Below are 377 nucleotides of genomic sequence, written 5' to 3'. Positions count from 1 at the left end.
ACCGAGGGTGAGGCCCTGGTCACCCGTCTGCGACGTCGCCGCGATTGCGACGTCGTCGATCCGGTCCAGCGGGACGTTCGCGTTCCGCTCCATCAGGCCGATCGTGGCCTTGACGGCCAGGTCGTCCGCGCGGGTGTTCCAGTACATGCCCTTCTCGCCGGCGCGCCCGAAGGGGGTTCGCACTCCATCGACGAAGAAGACGTCCGAGATCTCGGCCACTCTGCCTCCAATGTCCGGTCCGCTGTGCGGACAGGGCCTCCAATATCCGGACCGCTGCGCGGAACGGATGATCGCCGGCGTGCAGCTGCGCGCCGGACTTACAGTTTCGCACGTTCCGAGGAACGCGGTTCCCGAATTCGTGAGACCGAGTGTCACCT

1 pseudogene is annotated in these 377 nt (G+C 66.3%); it reads right to left on the bottom strand.

Features of this window, described 5'->3' with window-relative positions:
- Positions 1-219: pseudogene (locus AC1DDH_RS20800) on the bottom strand (acetyl-CoA C-acyltransferase); the annotation flags it as partial.
- Between the last annotated feature and the right edge of the window lie 158 nt (positions 220-377).

This window comes from Arthrobacter sp. 10T425, from assembly GCF_056393985.1.
This window is presented reverse-complemented; position numbering and strand designations above follow the sequence as displayed.